The sequence below is a fragment of the Photorhabdus sp. RM71S genome (genome assembly GCF_042879355.1).
GTDB lineage: Bacteria > Pseudomonadota > Gammaproteobacteria > Enterobacterales > Enterobacteriaceae > Photorhabdus > Photorhabdus kayaii.
The window spans coordinates 1-6501 of the sequence record NZ_JBHFKV010000095.1 but is presented as its reverse complement, the minus strand read 5'-3'; the positions used below and the strand labels follow the sequence as shown (position 1 = coordinate 6501).

General features: G+C 46.0%; 6 protein-coding genes, 4 tRNA genes, 1 rRNA gene and 1 pseudogene. 8 read left to right on the top strand and 4 right to left on the bottom strand.

The window, feature by feature from the left end; genetic code table 11:
• Positions 1–113, top strand: a 5S ribosomal RNA gene (rrf, locus tag ACGF5R_RS23370); the annotation flags it as partial.
• Between the two features lie 115 nt (positions 114–228).
• Here the strand turns inward: rrf and tnpC are convergent.
• The 3 genes and pseudogenes from tnpC to tnpA form a co-directional block, all read right to left on the bottom strand.
• A pseudogene (gene tnpC, locus ACGF5R_RS23365) lies at positions 229–1559 on the bottom strand (IS66 family transposase).
• A gap of 63 nt (positions 1560–1622) precedes the next feature.
• The gene (gene tnpB, locus ACGF5R_RS23360; RefSeq protein ID WP_387692984.1) at positions 1623–1958 is read right to left on the bottom strand and encodes an IS66 family insertion sequence element accessory protein TnpB; all 336 of its coding nucleotides are present in this window, start codon (positions 1956–1958) and stop codon (positions 1623–1625) included.
• The gene (tnpA, locus tag ACGF5R_RS23355) at positions 1952–2254 is read right to left on the bottom strand and encodes an IS66 family insertion sequence element accessory protein TnpA (RefSeq protein ID WP_387692982.1); all 303 of its coding nucleotides are present in this window, start codon (positions 2252–2254) and stop codon (positions 1952–1954) included. Before tnpA ends, tnpB begins: the two co-directional genes overlap by 7 nt.
• 167 nt (positions 2255–2421) lie before the next feature.
• On the opposite strand from tnpA, the gene murB reads away from it, so the two are divergent.
• A complete protein-coding gene (gene murB / locus ACGF5R_RS23350) occupies positions 2422–3447 on the top strand; it encodes a UDP-N-acetylmuramate dehydrogenase (RefSeq protein WP_387692980.1) in 1026 nt (341 codons plus the stop codon).
• The gene (gene birA / locus ACGF5R_RS23345; protein WP_112879790.1) at positions 3444–4403 is read left to right on the top strand and encodes a bifunctional biotin--[acetyl-CoA-carboxylase] ligase/biotin operon repressor BirA; all 960 of its coding nucleotides are present in this window, start codon (positions 3444–3446) and stop codon (positions 4401–4403) included. The genes murB and birA overlap by 4 nt, the downstream gene beginning before the upstream one ends.
• A 43-nt stretch (positions 4404–4446) precedes the next feature.
• On the opposite strand, the gene coaA is transcribed toward birA, so the two are convergent.
• On the bottom strand, positions 4447–5397 hold the full coding sequence (gene coaA / locus ACGF5R_RS23340) for a type I pantothenate kinase (protein WP_112879791.1): 951 nt from the start codon (positions 5395–5397) through the stop codon (positions 4447–4449).
• Positions 5398–5830: 433 nt separating this feature from the next.
• On the opposite strand from coaA, the gene ACGF5R_RS23335 reads away from it, so the two are divergent.
• The 5 genes from ACGF5R_RS23335 to ACGF5R_RS23315 all read left to right on the top strand — a co-directional run.
• Positions 5831–5906, top strand: a tRNA-Thr gene (locus ACGF5R_RS23335).
• A 15-nt stretch (positions 5907–5921) separates the two neighbouring features.
• A tRNA-Tyr gene (locus ACGF5R_RS23330) sits at positions 5922–6006 on the top strand.
• A gap of 101 nt (positions 6007–6107) precedes the next feature.
• Positions 6108–6182, top strand: a tRNA-Gly gene (locus ACGF5R_RS23325).
• 6 nt (positions 6183–6188) lie between these two features.
• Positions 6189–6264: transfer RNA gene (locus ACGF5R_RS23320), tRNA-Thr, on the top strand.
• Between the two features lie 111 nt (positions 6265–6375).
• Positions 6376–6501, top strand: a 126-nt coding sequence (locus tag ACGF5R_RS23315; RefSeq protein ID WP_000031650.1) for a GTP-binding protein, incomplete at its 3' end; no start/stop codon positions are given.

Here is a 6501-nt window from a genome sequence, read left to right as displayed (position 1 = left end):
GGCGGCGATAGCGCGGCGGTCCCACCTGACCCCATGCCGAACTCAGCAGTGAAACGCCGTAGCGCCGATGGTAGTGTGGGGTCTCCCCATGTGAGAGTAGGGAACTGCCAGACCTTATTTTGAGACAAAAAGGCCATCCAAAGGGGTGGCCTTTTTGCATTTAACAAAGAACTAACGTAATGCTCCGGTGAACTCACCTTGCATGGTCAGATAACCACAAAATGGGATTTAACTGAAGGGATTCTCAGGCCAGGGGAGCAGCTCATTCAACCGATTGTTCGGCCAGGCCGGTAACCCGGTAAGGACATCACGTAACCAGACCCAGGGCTCATGTCCGTTGGCTTTGGCGGTTTCCAACAGGCTCATTATCATGGCGGCCCGTTGCCCCGCGGACAGCGAGCCCGCAAAAAGCCAGTTCTTTCGGCCGACCGCCACACCCCGGAGGGCATTCTCTGCCCGGTTGTTGTCTATCGGCACCCGGCCGTCATCCAGATAACACACCAGGGCCGACCAGCGCTTCAGCGTATAGTCTATCGCTTTACGTAACCCGGAGTTCGGGGCCGTTTTGGCCTGCATCGTCTGCAACCAGGCGCGAAACTCCTTCAGCCACGGCCGGGCATAACGCTGCCGCCACTGACGCCGTTTATCCGGGGGCCGGTGTTTGATTTTTCGCTCCAGCTTGTACAGGTCACGAATACCGTCCAGTGCCTGTTTGGCTGTTGGATTGGCACTGGCCTGGTATTGGTCAAAGAACTTGCGGCGGGCATGGGCCCAGCAACCCGCTTCGGTGATATCAGCCCGGGCATGCAGCGCGTTGTAACCCGCATAATCATCCGTCACCAACGTGCCGCCCGACCAGTCTTCCAGCAGCGCCTGCTTCAGGGCGTCGGCTAACGGTTGCAACGCCACAGCCACCTGCCCCACCCAGTCCGACAGGGTGCTGCGGGCCAGGGTTACGCCACTGCGGGCATAGATTTGCTGCTGACGGTAGAGCGGCAGGTGGTCACGATATTTAGCGACCACCACCTGCGCCAGCAATCCCGGCTCCGGAAGGCCCTTTTCGATAAGACGGGCAGGCTGGGGCTGGGCATGTACGCTCTGACAGGCCGCACAGCTGTACTGCGGACAGACATAACGCCGGACAACAAATGTCGCGGGGCGATATTCCAGCCGTTCACTGATTTCATCGCGCAAAAAGCGCAGGGCACGACCGCAACCCGGGCAGCTCTCCGTCTCCACGCCAACCGGATATCTTCTCGGGGTAATGTCGCCGGCAAAGGTTGACGTTTAGGATGAGACGCGGGCGCGTTTTCCCTGATATGCAGGCGTGAGAGCAGGGTTTCCAGCACCGCGATATCGGTCTCCGCATCTTCCTCAAACTGACTACGTTTGGGACCGGCAGGCAGGGTTTCGCTGCGCGCGCCAAAACGCCAGCGTTGCGCCTGTTTCAGGGCCTCTTCCAGCTGGCGAATATAGTCGTGTTGTTGCTGAAGCAGCGCCAGTGCCCGCAGGCGGAACTGGTCGGGGTCATCCAGCGCCATTAAGTCATGGAAAGTCATGCCGACAGTGTACCGGATAATGCCCTGCCGTTATCCGGTAAAAGTGTGACCGGGGCGGCAGAATTAGCTTTGCCAGCCGGACAGGTCATCCCCCTCGACCTGTTGCCAGTGAATGCCGCGGATGAGCCAGTCAAACTGGGCGGGCGTCATCACCCAGCTGCGCTCGCCCTGCTTCGGCCAGACAAAGTGGGCCCGGTGCAGACGGCGGGTACACAGCCAGACACCGTGTCGGTCCCAGCGCAACACCTTGAGACGGGAGCGGGCCTTGTTGCAGAAAACAAAAGCGGCTTCTTCCTGCCAGCGTAAATTCAATCCTTCGAGGTATTGGGTCAGGGCATCAATGCCCCGGCGCATGTCGACGGGCTCGCGCACCAGAAAGAGCTGTTGCGGTTTCAGCATCGGGTCAGTACCCGCATCACTTCAGGCAACAGCGTCAATGGACAGGCGATGGCATAACCGTCTGGGGTATGCAGGGTGACGGTGCGCACGTCGTCAGGCTGGAGAGAAACCGGCAAGATGGCGGGCAGTGTCTGGCTGAGATTTGGGGGTATTTTGTTACTGTCGGTAATCCAGTTACGAAAAGAGGCAAAAGTCAGTTGGTGCTGTTCACAATACTGTTTGCGGGTCAGGTCACTGTGCCGCCATTGGGTCACAGGGTGTTGTTTTTGCTCCGGGGTATATCGGCTACGGCTCATGGTGTCAGTCTCCAAGTGAAGATAAGGAAGCGGTAGCGTGCAGGGGTCAGAAGGGAAAGACAAGGTGAGTTCACCGGAGCATTACGAACTAACTTAGTTTTCCAACTGTTTTCCACGCCTATAGCTGATAAACTACTTATTAAATAGCTTTATTGAGTGTTGAGTGAATGCTTTCTCTTAAAGAGTTTAATACCTTTGGGTTATCAGCCTATGCTAAACGTTTAGATATAGCTGAATCTACCGAGTCCTTATTAGCTTTATGGCAGAAAGCCAAAAGCGAAAAACAACCTGCATTACTGCTTGGTGGAGGAAGTAATGTCTTATTTACTGCAAATTTTGAAGGAACTGTGATTCTGAATAGAATTATGGGGATTCAACAGCGGGAGACAGATGAATCATGGCATTTACATGTAGGGGCAGGAGAAAATTGGCACGAATTAGTCTGCCATTCTCTTAAAAATCAAATCTATGGATTAGAGAATTTGGCTTTAATTCCTGGTTGCTCTGGTGCAGCACCAATTCAAAATATTGGTGCATATGGTATTGAATTTAGAGATGTGTGTGAATATGTAGATGTTCTTAATCTAGAAACTGGGGAGCAAACGCGTCTTAGTGTTGGTGAATGTCAGTTTAGATATCGGGATAGTGTTTTTAAGCATAAATATAAAGCAAATTATTCTATTATTTCTGTAGGATTATTGTTGAAGAAGAATTGGCGGCCAATATTGAACTACGGTGATTTAACTAGGCTGTCGAAAGATAATGTAACTCCTCAGCAGATTTTTGATTCAGTATGTGCAATGCGCACCAGTAAATTGCCTGATCCTGCAATAACAGGAAACGCGGGGAGTTTCTTCAAAAACCCAATTGTCAGTGCGGAAGTTGCGGCAAAAATTAAAGAAAATTACCCTGATAGTCCCCAATATCCTTATACGAATGGGATGTTTAAATTAGCGGCAGCTTGGCTCATTGAACGTTGTAATTTAAAAGGTTATCGCATTGGAGGTGCATCTGTGCATCTTAGACAAGCTCTAGTATTGATAAATCAGGAAAATGCTACAGGTAAGGATGTAGTCTTATTGGCTGCTTACATTCGCCGGCAAGTGATAAGTAAGTTTGGTGTATTACTTGAACCTGAGGTTCGTTTTATTGGTTCTAAAGGCGAAATTGATGCTGTGGAATGTATTTCATGAAAGATATAACCGTGCCATTACAGTTGATTAAGATTTTGTCTGACGGTGAAGTTCATTCTGGTCAACAGTTGGGACAATATTTAGGGATGAGTAGGGCTGGAATTAATAAACATATACAGACGATTCGTGAATGGGGAATTGAACTAGAAACAACTCCTGGCAAGGGTTATAGCCTTATGGCACCTATGCAGCTACTTGATGAGTCTACTATTTTGCAATACTTACCTCAGGATCGAATAACTGTTTTGCCAGTTATTGATTCGACTAATCAGTATTTGCTTGAACGTTTATCTGAATTGAAATCAGGGGATGCTTGTGTTGCAGAGTACCAGTATGCTGGCAGAGGGCGGCGTGGAAGGAAATGGGTTTCGCCCTTTGGTAAAAATCTTTATTTATCTATGTATTGGCACCTTGAGCAAGGACCTGCTGCTGCAATTGGATTGAGTTTGGTTGTTGGCATTGTTATTGCTGAAGTATTGCATCGATTTGGCGCTGATAGAATTAGGGTAAAATGGCCAAATGATTTATATCTTGATGATAAGAAATTAGCGGGAATCTTAGTTGAACTAATAGGAAATACTGGTGATGCTGCTCAGGTTGTAATAGGTGCGGGTATAAATATTTCGATGGATCATAAGGGCGAAGAACCTATTAATCAGCAATGGATTAATTTGTTGCAGGCAGGAATTCAAGTTGATCGTAATAAATTGGCTGTAGAAATAATACTTGATCTAAGGAAAGCTCTAATTCAGTTTGAAAATGAAGGTTTGTCTTCATTTGTTTCTCGGTGGTTTGAGTTAGATAATTTTATGGATAGGCCGGTGAAATTAATTATTGGTAGTCAGGAAGTGCATGGTATAGCCAGGGGTATTAATCAGCAAGGTGCTTTGTTACTTGATCAGAATGGTGTCATAACCCCATATATCGGCGGGGAGATTTCTTTAAGAGGTTGTTGAAAATGACCGGAAGAGAAATGTCTTCCGGGTTCGGAGACTATCTTTACTTACGTAGCCTTACGCTTTCAATAGTGTGATTAGTACCTTTTGTCATGATTAGGCTTGCACGTTCTCGAGTTGGTAAAATATTTTGTCGCAAATTCAGTCCATTGATCTCTTGCCAGATATCAGATGCAGTATTTATGGCTTCTTTTTCTGATAGTTTGGAGTAACTGTGGAAATAAGAATCTGGATCGGAAAAGGCACCTTGGCGGAATTTTAAGAAACGACTGATATACCAACTTTTGAGTAATTTTTCTGGTGCATCGACGTAGATAGAAAAGTCAACAAAATCAGAGACAAATACATGGTGTGGATCATGGGGATAATCCATACCGCTTTGTAATACATTCAAACCCTCTAGAATCAAAATGTCTGGTTGTTTAATGAATTTTTGCTCATTTGGTACGATATCATAGGTAAGATGAGAGTATACTGGTGCGGATACTTGTTTAGAGCCCGATTTAATATCAGATACAAATTTCACTAAGCTATGCATATCATATGATTGTGGGAACCCTTTCTTTTTCATCAGTCCACGTTCATTCAGCACGCTGTTAGAATGTAGAAAACCATCTGTAGTAATTAATTCTACGCTTCTGTGTTCAGGCCAACGACTCAGCAGAGCTTGTAATAGACGTGCAGTAGTGCTTTTACCAACAGCAACACTGCCAGCAATTCCTATGATATAAGGGACTTTTTGTCCATCAGTACCTAGAAATTGTTCGAGCACTGCTTGACGACGTAAATTTGAACTAATATAAAAATTGAGCAAGCGAGATAAAGGAAGGTAAATCTCAACAACTTCTTCTAAAGAAATTTCTTCATTAATTCCTTTTAAATCAATTAATTCTTCTTTTGTTAATGTCAGCGGAACTGAATCACGTAAGGTTGCCCATTGTTCACGATTGAATTGCAAATATGGAGTAGCCAAAAAAAGTTCTTTTTTATTCATAAACCAACATCTGCCTGTTTGTGCAGGTTTGACAAGTTGCAATAAATAACCTGTACCTGACAAAAAATAAATCGCATGATATCGACTGATGAGCGGCAGGCGTAGGCTTTTTTATATTTTTAGCGGTTTTTTTTGTAAGAAATGCAGAATTGTAAAAAATTGAGTTGTTTTACTTCTTAATGTTAGTTTCAGCTGTTTGCTTATCATGATGGAAATTTAAATGATTCAAGATAAAGTGGCCTATCAAGTTTTATCGAGCACTTGTAATCGGTTCCTTAGTTGGCAGGCAATTAGGTGTTTATTGTTTAAGCTAAAGTTATTGAAAAAAACAGCTAATCGAATGAAAGCGAGTGTTTTATAACCGAATAATCAAGGAAAGCAATTTTTTTGTTGCATAGAGCGTTCACACTGCCTAGAATGCGCAGCACTTGATGCCGGCATAGCTCAGTTGGTAGAGCAACTGACTTGTAATCAGTAGGTCCCGAGTTCGATTCTTGGTGCCGGCACCATTAAAAATTTGGAAAGGTGGGGTTCCCGAGCGGCCAAAGGGAGCAGACTGTAAATCTGCCGTCACAGACTTCGAAGGTTCGAATCCTTCCCCCACCACCAAAAAATCAGATTTAATCTTGATATTCTTTTGGTACTTAACTGAAAGCAAAGTATATTGAGATCAACATACAGCTGATTAAAGTCAGGTAGCCGAGTTCAATGCGGGCATCGTATAATGGCTATTACCTCAGCCTTCCAAGCTGATGATGCGGGTTCGATTCCCGCTGCCCGCTCCAAGATGTGCTGATATAGCTCAGTTGGTAGAGCACACCCTTGGTAAGGGTGAGGTCGGCAGTTCGAATCTGCCTATCAGCACCACTTCCTTAGTGTCCTTGTCTCCCGATTTTATTCCTGTAAGCGATATTCAACGAGCAACTGTTTGGTTGATGTGGTGGAACCACCGATTCCGTGTCTTAGAGGGACAATCTAATGTCTAAAGAAAAGTTTGAACGTACAAAACCGCACGTTAACGTTGGTACTATCGGCCACGTTGACCACGGTAAAACTACCCTGACTGCTGCTATCACTACTGTATTGGCTAAAACCTACGGTGGT

Bases quoted from the DNA above. Each gene is read 5' to 3' on its own strand.
- tnpB (WP_387692984.1), bottom strand. From the start codon at position 1,958: ATGCTGAAACCGCAACAGCTCTTTCTGGTGCGCGAGCCCGTCGACATG.
- tnpA (WP_387692982.1), bottom strand. From the start codon at position 2,254: ATGAGCCGTAGCCGATATACCCCGGAGCAAAAACAACACCCTGTGACC.
- murB (WP_387692980.1), top strand. From the start codon at position 2,422: ATGCTTTCTCTTAAAGAGTTTAATACCTTTGGGTTATCAGCCTATGCT.
- birA (WP_112879790.1), top strand. From the start codon at position 3,444: ATGAAAGATATAACCGTGCCATTACAGTTGATTAAGATTTTGTCTGAC.
- coaA (WP_112879791.1), bottom strand. From the start codon at position 5,397: ATGAATAAAAAAGAACTTTTTTTGGCTACTCCATATTTGCAATTCAAT.